Origin of the sequence: Enterobacter sp. T2, assembly GCF_010692925.1 — a bacterium.
In the GTDB taxonomy this organism is placed as follows: Bacteria; Pseudomonadota; Gammaproteobacteria; order Enterobacterales; family Enterobacteriaceae; genus Enterobacter; species Enterobacter kobei.
On the sequence record NZ_CP048736.1, the window covers coordinates 2,583,885 to 2,600,506 of the forward strand.

The window sequence follows — 16,622 nt, forward strand, 5'->3', positions numbered from 1 at the left end:
CTTTCATAGAACGGTGAGAATTAACCCTGTCGCTTTAAGGCTTTATGAATCTGGCTGAGATAATGAACATGGAATTTTCGAAATATTTCTCTACTAAGAAAATCGGTATATATACGCTGTTCCTGCTGCTGTCGTGGGGATTACTCTATACCTGGCTGGTGTTGATGCATAAAATGGATGAAAAAGTTGCCGCGACGCTGCCCTCCTCTCCCATTATTTATGGTTGCATCGCTTTGTCGGTTGTCTCTCTGATAATACAAAACAAAGCAGGTGCATTCACTGAATTACTTGTCATCGCCTTCTGGCTAATGGTGATTTTTATATATCTCATAATTACGTTCACTGTGCTGCTGAACGCTACGCCAGATTTCGACGATTTGGTGTTTTACTACGAGTGTTATTTAATTCTTTTTTTCTGCGGTTCGCCGTTGTACCTCATTATGAGAATGATTTGAACAACCGCACGGTTGCGCTCCACACTCTCTCCATAAAACTGCCATTTCCGCTAAACAGGCGAGTTGTAGACTTCCTGCCAACCCTTATTGCTCAAAATACACTCACTTAAAGAGTCTGAAACCTGTTACCCAGAATGAATAACCTTAATAACAATCGTCGTTCTCCAGATACAGCTGGCGTTATGTACTCACTTAAAAAACTCGCGGTACGTCACCGGAAAAAACTGGTTGTGACTTTTTTCCTTGTCGTGGCTGAAAACGTGATGTTTTTACTGTATCCCGTTCTGGCAGGCATCGCGATTAATGCCATTCTTGCGGGTAAGACACTTAACGCCGCACTGTACGGACTGATGGTGCTCTGTATGTGGATCATAGGTGCGACAAGACGGAGTGTTGATACGCGAACGTTTGCTCGTATTTATGCCGGGCTTGCGGTCTCCGTTGTGCTTTCACAGCGGAAATACCAGCTTAACCATTCGGCTATCGCCGCCAGGGTCACACTCTCGCGCGAGTATGTGGATTTCTTTGAAATGCACTTGCCCCTGCTTATTACCTCGCTGAGTTCTCTCTTTGGTGCGGCAATCATGCTGTTATTTATCGAATTCTGGGCCGGCATCATGTGCTGTGCAATCGTCATCATTCTGATGGGATTTGTCTCGGAATATGCCCGTAAAAATGAATGGTTATTCATGCGCCTGAATAATCGTCTTGAGAAGGAAGTTGATTATGTTCATAAGGCAGGCACCGCCACCCTTCACCGCCATTACGTCACGCTTGCACGTTTACGCATTGCGTTATCGGACCGGGAGGCGTGGGGCTATTTATGGGTGGGTATACTCGTTGCCCTGCTTTTTACGCTGACCATTATCTGGATGACGCAATCGGCTGGCATCACCGCCGGACATATTTATTCCGTGATGACATACATGTGGATGTTCGCGACAAGTCTCGATGACGCCCCGCAGCTTCTTGAGAAATTTTCTCAGCTCAGGGATATCGGTAAACGCGTATCAGCCGATGACGAAATTCACGTATCTGGACGTTAATTTAATGCCTCATTTTTTTATTGAACGCCCCGTATTCGCCTGGGTAGTGGCGCTTTTTATTGTCCTGACGGGTGTCCTGTCTATACCCCGGTTGCCGGTTGCGCAGTATCCGGCGGTGGCACCGCCGGGGATCATTATTTCTGTCACTTATCCGGGGGCCAGCCCCGATATCATGAATACGTCCGTGGTGTCGCTCATCGAGCGTGAAATATCGGGCGTGGATAATTTGCTCTATTTCGAATCATCCAGCGACACAACCGGTTCTGCATCTATTACCGTGACCTTTAAGCCCGGCACAGACATTAAGCTGGCACAGATGGATCTTCAGAACCAGATCAAGATTGTAGAGCCACGTTTGCCGCAGGCGGTCAGGCAAAATGGCATCAACGTCGAGGCGGCCAATTCCGGATTTTTAATGATGGTGGGGTTGAAGTCCACAACCGGCAAATTTGAAGAGGCGGATTTAAGCGATTATTTTGCCCGCAACGTCAGCGACGAACTACGCCGTGTGCCGGGAGTCGGAAAAGTCCAGCTGTTTGGTGGCGAAAAAGCGCTGCGCATCTGGCTGGATCCCATGCAGCTGCACAGTTACGGGCTTTCGGTGAGCGATGTTCTTACCGCTGTAGGTCAGCAAAATGCCCTTGTTTCGCCGGGGAAAACGGGAGATGAACCGGCAACTGCAGGACAAGGCGTAACCTATCCCATCACAGTGAAAGGGCAACTCACTTCTGTAGAGGCTTTCAGAAACATTACCCTTAAAGCAGATGCGTCTGGCGCAAGGCTGAAACTGTCCGACGTTGCGCGGATTGAGTCTGGCCTGCAAAGTTACGCTTTCGGTATCCGCGAAAATGGGGTGCCGGCAACGGCTGCGGCAATCCAGTTGTCGCCAGGCGCCAATGCGATGAGCACGGCGTCAGGCGTACGTGCACGTATCGACGAACTTTCTCAGGTGTTGCCGGAAGGAATGGCGTTTACGGTTCCCTTCGATACCGCACCGTTTGTAAAGCTGTCCATCATGAAGGTGGTGCAAACCTTTGTGGAAGCGATGGTCCTTGTCTTTCTCGTTATGCTGCTGTTTTTACATAAGATACGCTGTACGCTTATCCCCGCGATTGTGGCCCCCGTCGCGCTGCTGGGCACCTTCACAGTGATGCTATTGAGTGGATACTCGATCAATATTCTGACCATGTTCGGCATGGTGCTGGCGATAGGGATTATCGTGGATGACGCCATTGTGGTCGTGGAGAACGTTGAACGGCTGATGGAAGAAAAAAACCTTTCTCCGCGCGACGCTACCCGGGAGGCCATGGCCGAAATCACCCCGGCAATTATCGGGATCACGCTGGTACTTACCGCTGTCTTTATACCCATGGGTTTTGCTGATGGGTCCGTAGGCATTATTTATCGACAATTTTGTATTTCCATGGCGGTATCCATACTGTTGTCGGCATTTCTTGCCCTCACGCTGACTCCCGCGCTTTGTGCGACGTTGCTTAAGCCCCACAGAGCGCAAAAACACGGTGGCGGCAGGTTCGCGGTAGGCTTTAACGCCCGTTTTCATACCCTGACGACATGGTACGAATCCGGCCTGGGCGCGGTTCTGAAACGAACCGGCCGAATGCTGCTTCTGTATGTTGCGCTTTGTGCTGCGCTATTTTTTGGATTGTCTTCGCTGCCCTCATCCTTTCTGCCGGACGAAGATCAGGGCTATTTTATGTCCTCTATTCAGCTTCCCTCTGATGCCACAATGCAGCGCACCCTGAAAGTAGTAAAAACATTTGAACAGGAAATTGCGACCCGACCGGATATTGAAAGCAACATTATGATCCTGGGTTTTGGGTTTTCAGGATCAGGACCGAATTCGGCCATGGCATTCACCACGCTGAAGGACTGGAAAGAAAGGCACGGCTCTACAGCCGAGGATGAAGCCGACCATATGCAGGCCAGTATGGCAAACGTCTCTGATGCCGTAACGATGAGCCTGCTCCCGCCTGCCATTTCGGATATGGGCACCTCGTCGGGCTTCACCTGGTACGTGCAGGACAGAGCGGGACTGGGCTACGAGGCGTTAAAGCAGGCGGCCGATGCGCTGGTGCTGAAAGCGAATCAACGTCCTGAACTGAGTGGCGTGTATATCGACGGCCTGCCGGAAGGCACTAGCCTGGCGCTTCAGATTGACCGGGAAAAAGCGGAAGCTCTGGGCGTCTCATTTGATGAAATCAACCAGACGCTCTCCGTCACCATGGGTTCAAACTACGTTAATGACTACACGAACAATGGGCGTGTTCAGCAGGTGATTATCCAGGCCGATGCGCCTTACCGAATGCAACCTGAGCAGATCCTGAAATTATCCGTTAAAAACCGCCAGGGGCAGAGGGTGCCAGTGTCAACGTTTGCGACGCTCTCCTGGAACGTTGCACCGCAGCAACTAACGCGTTATCAGGGGTATTCTGCTATCCGCATTACCGGCAGTGCGGCCACCGGTGAATCCAGCGGTACCGCAATGAAAGTTATGGAGAATTTGTCCAGGGATTTACCTCAGGGCTTGGCGGGAGAATGGGCCGGGAGCTCATTGCAGGAAATAAAATCCCAGTCGCAGCTCCCGGGTCTGATCGTCCTGTCGATTCTGGTGGTGTTTATGGTGCTCGCTGCCCTGTATGAGAGCTGGTCAATACCTTTTGCCGTCATGCTGGTGGTGCCATTGGGACTGATCGGTGCAGTCATGGCCGTGTCTGTTGCCGGCATGACGAATGATGTTTTCTTCAAGGTCGGCCTTATCACCCTGATAGGCCTGTCTGCCAAGAACGCCATATTGATTGTGGAGTTTGCCAGACAGTTGCATCGTGAAGGGAACCCTCTGGTGGCGGCAACGATACAGGCCGCAAGCCAGCGCCTGCGCCCTATTCTGATGACATCGTTAGCCTTTACGTTGGGAGTGGTTCCCTTAATGCTGGCCAGTGGCGCAAGTGACAGCACACAACACGCCATCGGCACCGGTGTCTTTGGCGGCATGATTAGCGGTACGCTTCTCGCGATCTTCTTCGTCCCGGTTTTCTTTATTGTCATCGCGCGTTTCATAGAAAGCGCCAGGAAAGGGTCACTATCGTGAGGGATCGCCCATCCACGCTGGTTGGATGAGGCGAAGCTGCTGCCGGGTGATATACTGGACAAATGCTGAAATTTTGAACCCACGCCTCACCTTTTGGGGCATTCGTCTTTGGCGATCGGCGAGAAATATCGTGACACAAGGGGCTGTGAGTGGGCTATAATTTCGAGCTAATTTCGAATGATTTTGAAATACTGCCTGTAACGCTATGAATTACAAGGCAAAATAAGCAATGAATATAAGGATTAAAGCTATGGGTTTTCTTTCCGGTAAGCGCATTCTGGTGACTGGCGTTGCCAGCAAACTGTCCATCGCATACGGCATCGCACAGGCAATGCATCGTGAAGGCGCTGAGCTGGCGTTCACCTACCAGAACGACAAGCTGAAAGGCCGTGTTGAAGAGTTTGCCGCGCAGCTGGGTTCCAGCATCGTTCTGGAATGTGACGTTGCACAAGATGAAAGCATCGATGGCATGTTTGCTGAGCTGGCAAAAGCATGGCCGAAATTCGACGGTTTCGTTCACTCCATCGGCTTCGCGCCTGGCGACCAGCTGGACGGTGACTATGTGAACGCGGTTACCCGTGATGGCTTTAAAATCGCTCACGACATCAGCTCCTACAGCTTCGTTGCGATGGCTAAATCTTGCCGCGCGATGCTGAACCCGGGCGCAGCGCTGTTGACCCTGTCCTACCTGGGCGCGGAACGTGCTATCCCTAACTACAACGTGATGGGTCTGGCTAAAGCGTCTCTGGAAGCCAACGTACGCTATATGGCGAACGCAATGGGTCCTGAAGGTGTGCGTGTTAACGCCATCTCCGCGGGTCCTATCCGCACCCTGGCGGCGTCCGGCATCAAAGATTTCCGTAAAATGCTGGCGCACTGCGAAGCGGTTACCCCGATTCGTCGTACTGTTACCATTGAAGATGTGGGTAACTCTGCTGCATTCCTGTGCTCTGACCTGTCCGCGGGTATCTCCGGTGAAGTGGTTCACGTTGACGGCGGCTTCAACATCGCTGCAATGAACGAGCTGGAAATTAAATAAGCTCAGACTCTCTTCCCGCACGGGAAGAGAGTTTTCCCCCGCACCATCCCCTCGTTATTCCGTTCTGCTATTTGTTATCACCTAACAATATTTTTCCCTTTATCTGCGTTACGCCAGGATATTGATCGCCATTTTGAGATCAAGGAACGCCCATGGAACAACGCCGTTTTTCCGGCAAAGGCCACTGGTATCACGAAACCCAGTCAAACCACGCGCAGTCGGATGCGCTGCCCCTGATGCCCGAAGCCGCTAACGTCGACGATCGTTTTTTGCTCGATTTAGCCCTGCCCGATGAGATTGTCGCCGCCTGTACCGGCTGGCTTGCCCCTGCCAGAGCCTTATGCCATCAGCTGTTTCCCCTCTCACTTCCCGTCAATCGTCTGCGAACGCTCAGCGCCTATGACCGGTTAAGTACCGCGTTGACGGTTGCGCAGGCCTGTGGCGTTCAGCGGCTATGCAACCATTACGCCGCCCTTCTTGCTCCGCTGCCGGGTCCTGACTCCTCCCGCGAAAGTAACCGGCGGCTGGCGCAAATCACGCAGTATGCCCGTCAGCTCGCCAGCTCACCGGATGTCATTGATGACAAGGCGCGAAACCAGCTTGATGAGGTGGGTCTCTCTACCTATGACATTGTGGTGATTAACCAGATCATCGGCTTTATCGGTTTTCAGGCGCGCGTGGTTGCGGTCTTTCAGGCTCTGCTTGGCCATCCCGTTCGCTGGTTGCCGGGCCATCATATTCAGCCGCACACCCTGCCAGCGTGCGCCGGTAGGTGGATAGCGCTTCTTCCCGTGGTCGAGCTTCGCTATGCGAGTGCGCATCAGCTTGAGTCCCTCTCCCGCTGGCAGGCAGAACCTGCGCTTGAGGCGCTGACACCCGTCCTGTGCCATGAACCGACCTTGCTCGACCTGACGGGAGAGATCCTGATAAACAGCCGGGAAGAGAGTGCGCTTTCCCCGCCGTCGCTTTTGGCAGCAGTCGACTTGCTGACACGCTCGCCGGACCGCTTTAGTGCCGCGCAGTTTACCCCACTCATGGAAGAAGGACTGACTGTCGCCCAGGCGATCAACCGCCTGTCTCAAAGCGCGTTTGAGGGCTGGCTTAATCGACTAAAAGTCGCGGCTGGCAAAGCGGAATAACCACACGCATTCCCCAAAGACCGCTTGCTGTAGAAGTGAGAATCGCGTAAAACTGTCAGCCGCTCAATGGCTACGAAAATAGAACATTATGTTTCAGGACAACCCGCTGCTAGCGCAGCTTAAACAGCAACTGCATTCCCAGACGCCGCGTGCAGAAGGGGTCGTGAAAGCCACGGAAAAGGGCTTTGGCTTCCTTGAAGTTGACGCGCAGAAAAGCTACTTCATTCCGCCACCGCAGATGAAGAAAGTGATGCATGGCGATCGCGTCATGGCCGTCATTCATACAGAGAAGGAACGTGAATCCGCTGAGCCGGAAGAACTGATTGAACCGTTCCTGACCCGCTTTGTCGGTAAGGTACAGCGAAAAGACGATCGTCTTTCTATCGTGCCGGATCATCCCCTGTTGAAAGATGCCATTCCCTGCCGGGCCGCCCGCGGCGTTGAGCATGATTTTAAAGAAGGTGACTGGGCCGTAGCAGAAATGCGCCGTCATCCTCTGAAAGGCGATCGTGGTTTCTATGCAGAACTGACGCAGTTCATCACCTTTGGCGATGACCATTTCGTCCCGTGGTGGGTCACGCTGGCACGCCATAATCTTGAAAAAGAAGCGCCGAACGGCGTAGCGACTGAAATGCAGGACGAAGGTTTGACGCGCCGCGATCTCACTGCGCTGGAATTTGTCACCATCGACAGCGCCAGCACAGAAGATATGGACGATGCGCTCTACGCTGAAGAGAGCGCCGATGGCAAACTGCATCTGACCGTCGCCATTGCCGATCCTACCGCCTGGATTGCACAAGGCAGTAAACTGGACGAAACGGCCAAAATCCGTGCGTTTACTAACTACCTGCCAGGCTTTAACATCCCGATGCTTCCGCGCGAACTGTCAGACGATCTCTGCTCGCTGCGCCCAAATGAAGTGCGCCCGGCTCTCGCCTGCCGCATGACCATCGCCGCGGATGGGACGATTGAAGACGATATCGAATTCTTTGCCGCCACCATCGAATCCAAAGCCAAGCTGGCCTATGACAATGTCTCTGACTGGCTGGAAAACACCGGCAGCTGGAAACCTGAATCCGATGCCATTGCAGCGCAGATTCGTCTGCTGCACCGTATTTGCCTGAAGCGTGGCGAATGGCGTACAACCCACGCCCTGGTGTTCAAAGATCGTCCGGATTACCGTTTTGTTCTCGGTGAGAAAGGCGAAGTGCTGGATATCGTGGCCGAGCCGCGACGCATTGCTAACCGCATCGTCGAAGAAGCGATGATTTCCGCCAACATTTGCGCCGCACGCGTGCTGCGCGACAAGCTGGGCTTTGGTATTTACAACGTTCACACCGGATTCGATCCGGCCAATACCGAAGCGCTGGCGGCCCTGCTGAAGAATCACGATGTGCATGTTGATCCGGAAGAAGTCCTGACGCTGCCAGGATTCTGCAAGCTTCGCCGCGAGCTGGACGCACAGCCATCCGGTTTCCTTGATAGCCGTATTCGCCGCTTCCAGTCCTTCGCTGAAATCAGCACCGAACCAGGCCCGCACTTCGGCCTCGGTCTGGAAGCTTACGCCACCTGGACATCCCCAATTCGTAAATATGGCGACATGGTTAACCACCGTCTGCTGAAAGCGATTATCAAAGGCGAAACGATTGCGCGCCCTCAGGACGACACGACCGTGCAGATGGCAGAACGTCGCCGTCTGAACCGCATGGCGGAACGTGACGTTGGAGACTGGCTGTACGCGCGTTTCCTGCAGGATAAAGCCGGAACCGACACCCGCTTCGCTGCGGAGATTATTGATATCAGCCGCGGCGGGATGCGTGTCCGTCTGGTGGATAACGGTGCTGTCGCCTTTATCCCTGCCCCATTCCTGCATGCCGTTCGTGACGAACTGGTCTGTAGCCAGGAAAGTGGCACCGTGCAGATTAAAGGTGAAACAGTTTACAAAGTCACTGAGGTGATTGACGTAACTATCGCTGAAGTCCGCATGGAAACCCGCAGTATTATCGCGCGACCAGCTGTCTGATAACCCGCTAAATTGTCGGCCATTTCCGTTCGGGAAGGCCGACAATTTTTCTTTTTAACCCGCCCCACAAATTCATCATTTTTTCTGACTATTTTCCGATACCCCCCGCCCAAAATGGCCATAATTATCTACAGTAAAAGAGTGCCGTCATATTCGGTCACCTGAATAGCTGGATGCTCAGTATTCTTTTTTGGCAGACTCGTTTTATTATAAGAAAGCAGGGAAAAACAATACGTTCACTTCGGTTTTACCGCTGTTTCACAACGGAAAAGTCGACTGCAAATGAATAATTTGTGCGCTAATGAGTAGCAGCGGGAGAAATCATGATCGACGATCTTGAGCAGAATTTGCTGTTTCGTTACATGGGTACTCACAGTCCGTGGTGGCGATTGTCGGCAGACAGCAACGCTCTGCACCTTGCCGCCAGCGAAAATGCCGATGCGACTCAGGTGGTGACGCTGGACGATGAACAAGCCACGTTGATCCGCCAGTTAACGGTAATTACCTCCAGCATTTCAATGAACCTCTCCCTGTATGGCGAAGAGGTTCCCGTGCATCTTGTCGGCCGCAAAATCACCCGAAACGAGTGGGCTGGCACGGCATCGGCCTGGAACGATACCCCCTCCGTAGCACGCGATCTCGCTCAAGGACTCTCCTTCGCGGAACAGGTGGTTTCGGAAGCGAATTCCGTCATTGTGATTCTCGATCAGCACGGCAATATTCAGCGTTTTAATCGCCTGAGCGAAGAGTATACCGGTCTGAAAGAGCAGGAAGTGATCGGTCAGAACGTGTTCAAATTGTTTATGAGTCGCAGCGAGGCGGCAGCCTCGAAGCGAAATATCACCGGTTTCTTCCGTAACGGCAGCTCCTACGAAGTTGAACGCTGGATCAAGACGCGGAAAGGACAACGCTTGTTTCTGTTCAGAAACAAATTCGTTCACAGCGGCAGCGGTAAAAACGAAATATTTCTTATTTGCTCCGGCACCGACATTACCGAGGAACGTCGGGCGCAGGAGCGCCTGCGCGTGCTGGCCAATACCGATACCATCACCGGTTTACCCAACCGCAATGCCATCCACGAACAGATCTCAGACGCCATCAACCATCGGGGCGAAACGCAGGTTGGCGTGGTGTATCTTGACCTGGATAACTTCAAAAAGGTCAACGATGCCTACGGGCATATGTTTGGCGATCAGCTCTTACAGGCGGTTGCACTCGCCATTCTGAGTTGCCTTGACGAGGGGCAGGTCCTGGCCCGGCTCGGCGGCGATGAGTTTATCGTGATGGCCACGAATACGTCTCAGGGCTCGCTGGAAGCGATGGCGTCGCGCATTCTGACCCGCCTGCGCCAGCCGTTCAGAATCGGGCTGATTGAGATATATACCGGCTGTTCTTTGGGGATCGCCCTCGCGCCGCAGCACGGGAACGATCGGGAAAGTGTGATTCGCAATGCCGATACGGCCATGTACACCGCCAAGGAAAATGGCAGGGGTAAGTTCTGCGTCTTCTCCCCTGAAATGAACCAGCGCGTATTTGAGTATCTTTGGCTGGACACCAATCTGCGTAAAGCGCTGGATAACGATCAGCTTCTGATTCACTACCAGCCTAAAATGACCTGGCGCGGTGAGGTCAGAAGTCTTGAGGCGCTGGTCCGCTGGCAGTCGCCGGAGCGCGGCTTGATCCCACCGCTGGAATTTATCTCTTATGCCGAAGAGTCCGGTTTGATTGTGCCGCTGGGGCGCTGGGTGATGCTCGACGTGGTTCGTCAGGTGGCGAAATGGCGTGACAAGGGGATTAACCTGCGCGTGGCCGTGAACGTCTCTGCACGTCAGCTTGCCGACCAGACGATTTTCAGCGATTTAAAGCAGGCGCTTAAGGATCTGCATTTTGAGTACTGTCCTATCGACGTCGAGTTAACAGAGAGCTGTCTCATCGAAAACGAAGAGCTGGCGCTTTCGGTGATCCAGCAATTCAGCCGACTCGGGGCGCAAATACATCTGGATGACTTTGGTACGGGCTACTCTTCCCTTTCCCAGCTGGCGCGTTTTCCTATTGACGCCATTAAACTCGATCAATCTTTTGTCAGAGATATTCATAAGCAGTCCATCTCCCAGTCTCTGGTACGCGCCATTGTCGCAGTGGCACAGGCCCTGAATCTGCAGGTGATCGCCGAGGGGGTGGAGAATGCAAAAGAAGACGCCTTTCTGACTAAGAATGGCGTCAACGAACGGCAGGGTTTCCTTTTTGCTAAGCCGATGCCCGCTGCCGCATTCGAGCGATGGCTAAAACGCTATCAGGCGCGACAACAGCGCTAGCTGGCCTTGCGTAAGCCCGCCGCATGATGGCGGTTTTGCAGCATCACCAGACGCTCCATGTAGGCGATATCTTTCGGCTCAAGGCAAAATGCGGCATCGACCCAGTCTTCGGTAATGTCCATCAGCTCACTGCGTGGCAACTGCAGAACGCGCGTACGAGCACGCAGCATGGCTCTTACGCCGTTCAGTTTTGGCCGCAATGTGTCGATGAAGGTCCTGACCGAGACGTAGCTTTGCCCGGGTTCATACAGTACATCCACCAGCCCGTGCTGCTCGTACCATTCTGCCGTGTGGGACTCCCCTTTGTAGATGAGCTCCTCCGCCAGCTTCATGCCTGAACGTCGTGCGACCAGAGAATACCCCCCATCCCCGGGAACAGATTAAAGGCAATTTCCGGGAAACCTAACCGGGCATCACGCTGAGCCAGGACAAAATGGTGCGCCAGCGCTGCCTCAAATCCGCCGCCTAATGCGCTGCCTTCGACCATTGCCAGCGTGATGGCCCCCGTATCAAACCCTCTTGATGCCGCATGGACGCAATCAACACAGGCGCGGGCATACGCCCGTAACGCTTCACGCCGCCCGTTCTGAATGCACTCGACGAAGAACTGCAAGTCCCCTCCCACGTTGTACATTTCAGGAACAAGCGAGCCGGTAACCCAAAAATCGACCGCAAAACCCGACTGACGGACCAGCCAGGAAAGGTTCATGATCTCCTCAATTAAGGCATGGTTGAAGCAAGGACGCGGCTGAGCCCGCAGCATCATCCAGACGGTGCGTCGCTCCGCCTCGTAATACCCTGAGAGCTGCGTGAAACGTTCAGTATCGGTAAACAGTGTACAGGTAGGCTGATTGATAACTGTCATAGTCCAATTCCTCATATAAAAAAGCGCCTTGCGCGCAGTTTTAGACTAATCCACCGATTAAGCCTGCTATATGAGGGGGAATAAATTTATCACTTTCATTTATGTAATTTCGTTATTGCATTTTTTCCCTTCTCTTTTGACCCCATTTTCTGCATCATTGAAATTATTCACTTTTCGCTCCCGGGGAGAGATTATGTCTACTATTGATCCACAAGCTGTAGCACAACGTATTGATACCGTGCTGGATATTCTGGTAGCGGGTGATTATCACTCTGCGATCCGCAATCTCGAGATCCTGAAGTCTGAACTTCTTGCTCAGAATGGCGCTGACAGCGCCCCCGAAAACAAACAGCCAAAAGCGCCGTGGGAAGTGTAATCCCACCGTTTCCGACCTCGTTTCGCTTTATTAAATGGATGCTATGAATTCCCGACAACAACTCATTTTGCAGATGGTCATCGATCAGGGGCGTGTAAGCGTGGTCGATCTCGCTAAAACCACCGGCGTCTCCGAAGTCACCATTCGTCAGGATCTTAATCTGCTGGAAAAACAGAGTTACCTGCGCCGTGCGCATGGTTATGCCGTGCCGCTGGACAGCGACGACGTTGAGACGCGCATGATGAATAACTACGCGCTTAAACGTGAACTTGCAGAGTTTGCCGCATCACTGGTAAACCCTGGCGAGACGGTCTTTATTGAAAACGGCAGCAGCAATGCCCTTCTGGCACGGACGCTCGCGGAACAAAAAGACGTGACTATCATCACTGTCAGCAGCTATATCGCCCATTTACTCAAAGAGACGCGCTGTGAGGTCATTTTGCTGGGTGGCATTTACCAAAAGAAAAGTGAAAGCATGGTGGGCCCGCTGACCCGGCAATATGTTCAGCAGGTGCATTTCAGTAAGGCCTTTATCGGCATTGACGGCTGGCAGCCGGAAACAGGTTTCACCGGCCGGGATATGATGCGCACTGACGTGGTGAATGCCGTACTGGAAAAAGAGTGTGAAGCCATTGTGCTCACTGACAGTTCCAAATTTGGCGCCGTCCATCCTTACACAATGGGTCCCGTCTCACGCTTCAGTCGCGTCATTACCGACGAACGGTTAAGTGACGAGCATCGTAATAAGCTGGAAGAAGACGGTCTGATTGTCGATATTATTAAAACGTCCGCCTGAGTCCATTTCGCGCCCGTCATTCGGGCGCCTGCATATCCCTTCGTCTGAGACGATTCCTAACCCCCCTTTAAGAGTTTTTACCTGTTTAACCCGCATTAAAGTCGTAAAATTAATGTTAGCGATATAACAGGAAGTGACTATCACTTGCGTGATTACGTAACGCCTGCGCGACCAGCTTTCACGGAAAAAAGAATTAGGTATTCGTTTTGTCTATACTTAACGTGTACCTCTTTCCGTGAATCGATAATTCAGGAGAAAGTATTATGACCTTAACCAGCAAAAAATTAGCCGCCGCTGTTCTGGCAATCACTGTAGCAATGTCCCTGAGCGCATGCTCTAACTGGTCTAAACGTGACCGTAACACCGCCATTGGTGCCGGTGCAGGTGCACTCGGTGGTGCAGTCTTAACAGATGGTAGCACGCTGGGTACATTGGGTGGCGCTGCTGTCGGTGGTATTATCGGTCACCAGGTTGGCAAATAATTATTCTATAAGCCTTCCCGACATCGCGATTTAGCGTCGCATTTCAGGTCTGACTTACGCACGTATATATCACGAGCCACGGCATTTGCCGTGGCTCATTTATTTTAACCGCCTGCCAGTTTGACTTTCATGCCTTTTGCTTCAAGCAGCGATTTAATTAAATCGCGTTTATCACCCTGAATTTCGATAATGCCGTCTTTCACGGCCCCACCGCAGCCACATTTCTTTTTCAACTCAGCCGCCAGTTTTGTTAGTTCAGCATCATCCTGGTCAATTCCTGAGATAAGGCAAACCCCTTTCCCTTTTCGTCCACTGGTTTGACGCTGGATACGCACAATACCGTCGCCCTTCGGACGTTCCACTTTGGTTTTCGGCTCATCTATGCGCCCACTCTCCGTTGAGTAGACCAGACGACTGTTGGAATCGGTCATTACGCCCCCTTTTTCAGTGATGCGTTGATTGCCTTAAGCGTCTCTGCCGGGTTAGCAGACTGCGTTACTGGCCGCCCGATAACCATATAATCCACACCAGCAGCCAGCGCCTGCTCAGGCGTCATAATACGGCGCTGATCGCCCACGTCGCTGCCAGCCGGACGAATACCCGGCGTGACCAGTTTAAAATCTTTGCCCAGTTCTGATTTGAAGCGCACCGCTTCCTGTGCGGAGCAGACGACGCCATCCAGCCCGCAGTTCTGCGTCAGACGCGCAAGACGCTCGGCATGTTCGGCAGGTGACAATGTCACGCCAAGATCGCGTAAATCACTTTCGTCCATACTGGTCAATACGGTCACCGCAATCAGCAATGGCGCATCTTTCCCGAACGGCAGGAGGGCTTCACGGGCGGCAGTCATCATTCTCGCCCCGCCCGACGCATGGACGTTGACCATCCATACACCCAGCTCTGCGGCGGCGGCAACGGCGTGCGCCGTGGTATTCGGGATGTCATGGAACTTGAGATCGAGGAAGACATCGAAACCACGCTGCTGCAGATCGCGGACGATTTGCGGTCCAAACAGCGTGAACATCTCTTTACCAACTTTCAGACGGCAATCGCGAGGATCGATACCGTCGACAAAGGCCAGTGCAGCGTCACGCTTATTGTAATCAAGCGCGACAACAACAGGAGAATCCGTAATAACGTGGGAAGTGGAGGAAGTAACAGACGTCATGACCAGCCCTTTTCGTCTATGGGCGCGCAGCGGCGCGGAACAGATAAACGGCCAGCATTCTACCTGCCGCCGCCGCAAATTGACAGAATCCATTTGCGCCCCTGCCAGGCTGGCACACCGCACGGTGTTAAGGAAGGGGTATAAACCATCAGTATGTTGTAACTAAAATGGGGTGTTTTAAAAAAATTACTGGCCGTCAAGACCACGGATTGGCTTGATGGTGGACCAGGCTCGGCAGGAAGGACAATGCCAGTAAAGCGTATACGCGGTAAAACCACACTTCTGGCAACGGTAGCGCGGTTTACTCCGCACCTGCTCGCCGACCATGTCGCGCAGCACCATCAGGCTCTCTTTGGCTCGCCCTTCTTCTGCGTCGTTCAGGTGGTAATCCATCAGCTTATGGAATACCCGCATCGTCGGATGACGCTGTAGCTGACGGGTAATATACACCTGCGCGGTGTCGGACCCTTCGTACTGCTCAACCACGTCTGAGAGCATCAGCTCTGCGGTCGCGCCGGTATTCTCTTCCACGCAACGGCGCAGGAATGCTACCCACTCTTCCTGCTTACCCAGCTGTTGATAGCAGGTTTGCAGCATCTCCAGCGTTTCACTGACCAGCTCTTTGTCCTGGTCAATCACCCGAAGCAGGCTTTCAACGGCTTTGGCGTAATCGCCACTCGCCATAAAAACGCGTCCCATCATGATAGAGATACGCGCGCTATTGCGATCTGCTGCTGCACCTTTCTTCAGCAACGCCATGGCTTTGTCCATGTCGTCGTTGCCCATCTGCTGAAGGGCAAGTTCACAGTAGAAATGGGCTATCTCAACACGCTGCTTATCTTTACCCAGCTTCACCAGACGCTCGGCAGTATCAATGGCTTTTTGCCATTCGCTGGTGGCCTGATAAATTTGCAATAATTGCTGCAACGCACCGATACGGAAATCCGTTTCATCAATCAGCTGCGAGAACATATCTTCAGCGCGGTCATACAGGCCGGCAGCCATGTAATCGCGCCCCAGCTGCTGGACCGCGAGGAGACGTTGATCGTAGGTCAGCGAGGCGCTTTCCATGAGGGTCTGGTGGATACGGATGGCACGGTCAACCTCGCCACGCGAGCGGAACAGGTTACCGAGCGTGAGATGGGCTTCGACGGTCCCCGTATCCTCTTTCAGCATATCGAGGAACAGGTCTACCGCTTTGTCCTGCTGATTACTCAGGAGGAAGTTCACCCCCGCAACGTAGTCGCGAGAGAGACGGTTAGCCTCATCCTGCTTTGTTTGTTGCGCACTTCTGCGGCCCATATACCAGCCATAGGCAGCGGCTACAGGCAAAAGCAGAAACAACAACTCCAGCATCGTCGATTATTCCTTTACGACCGGCACACCAGAGCTTTCCGGAATGTCGGACGCAGGCGCAATGTTATGCTCAAGTCGTTTAATTTTACGTTCAGCGCGTGCAAGAGAAACACGGACTTTCAGCCAGAACAGACCGCAAACCAGCCAGCCAATGGCAAAGCCTGCGGCAAACAAGACCGCAAGCAGACTTGATACGCGATACTCGCCCTGCGCCAGCAGATAGTTAAACGTCACCTGTTGATCGTTTTGTGCACCCAATGTGACTGAAATGACAAAAATCGCCAATACCAGTAAGAAAATGAGTAAATATTTCACATTACTTCCCGTTATGTGGTTCAAGCGAATAAAGTGTGTTCAACTTACCGCAATCAGCCTTATAAACTACCATTTTAGCGACGGGCGCGAAACGGAAAAAGTGACGCACACGTCATGGATTTATGGGCGAAATGCGCA

Annotated in this window: 14 protein-coding genes and 1 pseudogene; 10 read left to right on the forward strand and 5 right to left on the reverse strand. The window is 52.7% G+C overall.

Features of this window, described 5'->3' with window-relative positions; all coding sequences use genetic code 11:
• Nucleotides 1-62 precede the first annotated feature (62 nt).
• The 7 genes from crrC (at nt 63) to pdeR (ending at nt 11,126) form a co-directional block, all read left to right on the forward strand.
• Complete coding sequence (crrC, locus tag G0034_RS12385) at nt 63-455, forward strand: colistin resistant protein CrrC (RefSeq protein ID WP_100124566.1); 393 nt, start codon at nt 63-65, stop codon at nt 453-455.
• Nucleotides 456-589: 134 nt separating this feature from the next.
• Nucleotides 590-1,501, forward strand: coding sequence for an ABC transporter six-transmembrane domain-containing protein (locus G0034_RS12390; protein ID WP_032629001.1), 912 nt, complete (start codon nt 590-592; stop codon nt 1,499-1,501).
• A 4-nt stretch (nt 1,502-1,505) separates the two neighbouring features.
• The gene (locus G0034_RS12395; protein WP_045135526.1) at nt 1,506-4,610 is read left to right on the forward strand and encodes a multidrug efflux RND transporter permease subunit; all 3,105 of its coding nucleotides are present in this window, start codon (nt 1,506-1,508) and stop codon (nt 4,608-4,610) included.
• A 250-nt stretch (nt 4,611-4,860) separates the two neighbouring features.
• Nucleotides 4,861-5,649: an enoyl-ACP reductase FabI gene (gene fabI / locus G0034_RS12400; protein WP_003856831.1), complete on the forward strand. Its 789-nt coding sequence runs from the start codon at nt 4,861-4,863 to the stop codon at nt 5,647-5,649.
• A 152-nt stretch (nt 5,650-5,801) separates the two neighbouring features.
• Nucleotides 5,802-6,788, forward strand: a complete 987-nt coding sequence (locus G0034_RS12405) for a CMD domain-containing protein (RefSeq protein WP_179120907.1) — start codon at nt 5,802-5,804, stop codon at nt 6,786-6,788.
• 88 nt (nt 6,789-6,876) lie between these two features.
• Nucleotides 6,877-8,811, forward strand: a complete 1,935-nt coding sequence (locus G0034_RS12410) for an exoribonuclease II (RefSeq protein WP_023337374.1) — start codon at nt 6,877-6,879, stop codon at nt 8,809-8,811.
• A gap of 323 nt (nt 8,812-9,134) precedes the next feature.
• Complete coding sequence (gene pdeR / locus G0034_RS12415) at nt 9,135-11,126, forward strand: cyclic di-GMP phosphodiesterase (protein WP_014884078.1); 1,992 nt, start codon at nt 9,135-9,137, stop codon at nt 11,124-11,126.
• Here pdeR and G0034_RS12420 read toward each other — a convergent pair.
• Nucleotides 11,123-11,991: pseudogene (locus G0034_RS12420) on the reverse strand (crotonase/enoyl-CoA hydratase family protein). The gene pdeR and the pseudogene G0034_RS12420 sit on opposite strands and share 4 nt — an antisense overlap.
• Nucleotides 11,992-12,184: 193 nt before the next feature.
• Here G0034_RS12420 and G0034_RS12425 point away from each other — a divergent pair.
• From G0034_RS12425 to osmB, 3 genes are all read left to right on the forward strand, one after another.
• Complete coding sequence (locus G0034_RS12425; protein ID WP_059372351.1) at nt 12,185-12,367, forward strand: YciZ family protein; 183 nt, start codon at nt 12,185-12,187, stop codon at nt 12,365-12,367.
• 43 nt (nt 12,368-12,410) lie between these two features.
• Nucleotides 12,411-13,163, forward strand: coding sequence for a DNA-binding transcriptional regulator YciT (gene yciT, locus G0034_RS12430; protein WP_014884081.1), 753 nt, complete (start codon nt 12,411-12,413; stop codon nt 13,161-13,163).
• 263 nt (nt 13,164-13,426) lie between these two features.
• Nucleotides 13,427-13,645 carry an osmotically-inducible lipoprotein OsmB gene (gene osmB / locus G0034_RS12435; RefSeq protein WP_008501216.1) on the forward strand — a complete coding sequence of 73 codons (219 nt, stop codon included), beginning with the start codon at nt 13,427-13,429 and terminating at the stop codon, nt 13,643-13,645.
• Between the two features lie 104 nt (nt 13,646-13,749).
• Here osmB and yciH read toward each other — a convergent pair whose 3' ends face one another.
• The 4 genes from yciH to G0034_RS12455 all read right to left on the reverse strand — a co-directional run bounded on the left by yciH (nt 13,750) and on the right by G0034_RS12455 (nt 16,484).
• Nucleotides 13,750-14,076 (reverse strand): stress response translation initiation inhibitor YciH, encoded by a 327-nt coding sequence (gene yciH, locus G0034_RS12440; RefSeq protein ID WP_014884082.1) that lies wholly within the window; start codon nt 14,074-14,076, stop codon nt 13,750-13,752.
• Nucleotides 14,076-14,813 carry an orotidine-5'-phosphate decarboxylase gene (gene pyrF, locus G0034_RS12445; protein WP_047626731.1) on the reverse strand — a complete coding sequence of 246 codons (738 nt, stop codon included), beginning with the start codon at nt 14,811-14,813 and terminating at the stop codon, nt 14,076-14,078. The genes yciH and pyrF overlap by 1 nt, the downstream gene beginning before the upstream one ends.
• Nucleotides 14,814-14,999: 186 nt before the next feature.
• Nucleotides 15,000-16,169 (reverse strand): lipopolysaccharide assembly protein LapB, encoded by a 1,170-nt coding sequence (lapB, locus tag G0034_RS12450; RefSeq protein WP_047626728.1) that lies wholly within the window; start codon nt 16,167-16,169, stop codon nt 15,000-15,002.
• 6 nt (nt 16,170-16,175) lie between these two features.
• Nucleotides 16,176-16,484 (reverse strand): LapA family protein, encoded by a 309-nt coding sequence (locus G0034_RS12455; protein WP_014884085.1) that lies wholly within the window; start codon nt 16,482-16,484, stop codon nt 16,176-16,178.
• Nucleotides 16,485-16,622: the final 138 nt, after the last annotated feature.

Excerpts from the sequence above, each read along its gene's own strand:
- crrC (WP_100124566.1), top strand. The coding sequence starts at position 63 with ATGAACATGGAATTTTCGAAATATTTCTCTACTAAGAAAATCGGTATA.
- G0034_RS12390 (WP_032629001.1), top strand. The coding sequence starts at position 590 with ATGAATAACCTTAATAACAATCGTCGTTCTCCAGATACAGCTGGCGTT.
- G0034_RS12395 (WP_045135526.1), top strand. The coding sequence starts at position 1,506 with ATGCCTCATTTTTTTATTGAACGCCCCGTATTCGCCTGGGTAGTGGCG.
- fabI (WP_003856831.1), top strand. The coding sequence starts at position 4,861 with ATGGGTTTTCTTTCCGGTAAGCGCATTCTGGTGACTGGCGTTGCCAGC.
- G0034_RS12405 (WP_179120907.1), top strand. The coding sequence starts at position 5,802 with ATGGAACAACGCCGTTTTTCCGGCAAAGGCCACTGGTATCACGAAACC.
- G0034_RS12410 (WP_023337374.1), top strand. The coding sequence starts at position 6,877 with ATGTTTCAGGACAACCCGCTGCTAGCGCAGCTTAAACAGCAACTGCAT.
- pdeR (WP_014884078.1), top strand. The coding sequence starts at position 9,135 with ATGATCGACGATCTTGAGCAGAATTTGCTGTTTCGTTACATGGGTACT.
- G0034_RS12425 (WP_059372351.1), top strand. The coding sequence starts at position 12,185 with ATGTCTACTATTGATCCACAAGCTGTAGCACAACGTATTGATACCGTG.
- yciT (WP_014884081.1), top strand. The coding sequence starts at position 12,411 with ATGAATTCCCGACAACAACTCATTTTGCAGATGGTCATCGATCAGGGG.
- osmB (WP_008501216.1), top strand. The coding sequence starts at position 13,427 with ATGACCTTAACCAGCAAAAAATTAGCCGCCGCTGTTCTGGCAATCACT.
- yciH (WP_014884082.1), bottom strand. The coding sequence starts at position 14,076 with ATGACCGATTCCAACAGTCGTCTGGTCTACTCAACGGAGAGTGGGCGC.
- pyrF (WP_047626731.1), bottom strand. The coding sequence starts at position 14,813 with ATGACGTCTGTTACTTCCTCCACTTCCCACGTTATTACGGATTCTCCT.
- lapB (WP_047626728.1), bottom strand. The coding sequence starts at position 16,169 with ATGCTGGAGTTGTTGTTTCTGCTTTTGCCTGTAGCCGCTGCCTATGGC.